This window comes from Pseudomonas cyclaminis, assembly GCF_015163715.1.
Taxonomy (GTDB): domain Bacteria; phylum Pseudomonadota; class Gammaproteobacteria; order Pseudomonadales; family Pseudomonadaceae; genus Aquipseudomonas; species Aquipseudomonas cyclaminis.
This window is the reverse complement of sequence record NZ_JADDUM010000243.1, coordinates 1-2,383: the sequence shown is the minus strand read 5'-3', so window position 1 is coordinate 2,383 and position 2,383 is coordinate 1. Positions and strand designations below refer to the sequence as shown.

Below are 2,383 nucleotides of genomic sequence, written 5' to 3'. Positions count from 1 at the left end.
TGCCGCCCAAGCGCGATATCGCCGGGTTACGCGGCAAGCCTGGATTCAGCGATCATTCTGCGTCAGGTTAGCGAAAAAAATGCAGCCGATCAGCCGCGCAAACAGGCTCAGGGTTTCTGGCAGGTTAGGGTCGTCAAACAGCATCGCCCGTGAATCCAAGGCACACAGCGCGCCGAACAGGCGGCCGTCGGGCAGGAAGATCGGAGCACCGGCGTAGCTTTCGATGGCGAACTGCTTGACCACCGGGCGGGCGGCGAAGCGGCCGTTTGCACTGACTTGCGGGATGAACAAGGTCTGGGGGTTGATGCAGAACTCGCTGCACAGGGTGGTTTCGAGGTCGAGCACGTCGTCCACATGGATCCCCATTGCCATGGGGTCGTGGACCGAGCAGACCACCCATTCCAGATCGGTGAATTTGGCGATGCCCGCAAAGCGCATGCCAGTCAGGCGGGTGACCAATTGCAAAATGCTGGTGGTGGCTTCTATTTCGGCGATGGCGGCGCGTTCGTCTGCGCTGAGTAACGATTGTGCTGAGGTGACGCTGGGAAGCATGCTGAACACTCCAAAGGCGTGGTGGCCTGGGCCACCACGCACGGTCAGGTCTTAATTGATTCGCGGATGCTGTTGTACCAGATTCTGGCGTTTGGCTTCCAATGCAGCAATTTCGGCGTCGATGTCTTCGATCTTCTGCTCGATATTGTCGTGGTGTTCCTGCAGCAACTCCTTGGCTTCTTCCATGTCCGAGGCCGCCGGTGCCGCGCCACGCAGGGGCTTGTTGGCGGTTTCCTTCATGGTCAGTCCGGTGATCAGGCCGACCACCGCAAACACCATCAGGTAATAGGCGGGCATGAACAGGTCATTGGTGCTTTCCACCAGCCAGGCCACGGCGGTGGGGGTCACACCGGCGATCAGCACCGAGACGTTGAACGCACTGGCCAGCGCGCTGTAGCGCAAGTGGGTGGGGAACATCGCCGGCAACGTCGAGGCCATCACACCGATAAAGAAGTTCAGGATCACCGCCAGGATCAGCAGGCCGGCGAAGATCAGGCCGATCTTGCCGCTGGTGATCAGCATGAATGCCGGGATCGACAGAAACAGCAAGCCAACGCTACCGGCGATGATGAAAGGCTTGCGGCCGATCTTGTCGCTGACAAAACCAATGAACGGTTGCACGAACAACATGCCGACCATGATCGCGATGATGATCAGCACGCCGCTGTTTTCTTTGTAATGCAGGTTGTGGGACAGGTAGCTCGGCATATAGGTGAGCAGCATGTAGTACGTCACATTGGTCGCCGCAACGATGCCGATGCAGGTCAACAGGCTGCGCCAATGCTTGGTGGCGACTTCCTTGAACGACACCTTGGGACCGTGGGTCAGGCCTTCGCGGTCGCCTTGTTCGAGCTTGTCCATGTGCTGCTGGAACGCTGGGGTTTCTTCCAGCGCATGGCGCAAGTACAGGCCGATGATGCCCAGGGGCAGGGCGAGGAAGAACGGCAGGCGCCAGCCCCACGCTTCAAATTCGGCTTCGCCGAGTACGCTGGAGATCAGCACCACCACGCCGGCACCGAGCACAAAACCGGCAATCGAGCCGAAGTCCAGCCAACTGCCGAGGAAACCGCGCTTGCGGTCCGGGGCGTATTCGGCGACGAAAATCGACGCGCCGGTGTATTCACCCCCCACCGAAAAGCCCTGGGCCATTTTGCACAGCAGCAACAGGATCGGCGCCCAGATGCCGATGGAGGCGTAGCCGGGAATCAGGCCGATGGCGAAGGTGCTCAGGGACATGATCACGATAGTGGCGGCGAGGACTTTCTGTCGCCCGTATTTATCCCCCAGCGCGCCGAAGAACAGGCCACCCAGCGGACGGATCAGGAAAGGCACGGAGAACGTACCCAGTGCGGCGATCATTTGTACGCTGGGGGAGGCGTCCGGAAAGAACACTTTACCGAGCACATAGGCGACGAACCCGTAGACGCCGAAGTCGAACCATTCCATCGCATTGCCCAGCGCGGCAGCGGTAATCGCCTTGCGCACCTTGGCATCGTCAACGATGGTGATGTCCTTCAAACCGATGGGCTTGACGCTTTTTTTACGTAATTTCATGCGAACCACTCTAAAACTGAACAGGGGTGGTGCTATCACCGCGATAGCACCGCTCTGTCAGTTCAGATACAAGCGGACACGAAAAAATTCACCCGCGGGTGTATTTTTTCTCGACTGGGTGCAGAACCACCTGCGGAAAGCGCAATTTCCCGGCTCCACGGACTCCCCTCTGGTGAGCGGGTTCCTTTATGGTGAGCAGGCTTTTGTGGTGAGCGGGCTTGCCCCGCGCTGGGCTGGCGCCAGAGCCCCATCAAGCCGCCCCCGTTTTTCCAGACAA

The 2,383-nt window shown here is 59.3% G+C and carries 2 protein-coding genes; both read right to left on the bottom strand.

The annotated features are described in order from the left end of the window. Positions 1 to 45 precede the first annotated feature (45 nt). Entirely contained in the window at positions 46 to 552 is a 507-nt protein-coding gene (locus tag IQK56_RS26080; RefSeq protein WP_122306480.1) for a GAF domain-containing protein, read from the bottom strand. 51 nt (positions 553 to 603) lie between these two features. Then, positions 604 to 2,106 (bottom strand): glycine betaine/L-proline transporter ProP, encoded by a 1,503-nt coding sequence (gene proP, locus IQK56_RS26075; protein WP_099585334.1) that lies wholly within the window; start codon positions 2,104 to 2,106, stop codon positions 604 to 606. Positions 2,107 to 2,383: the final 277 nt, after the last annotated feature.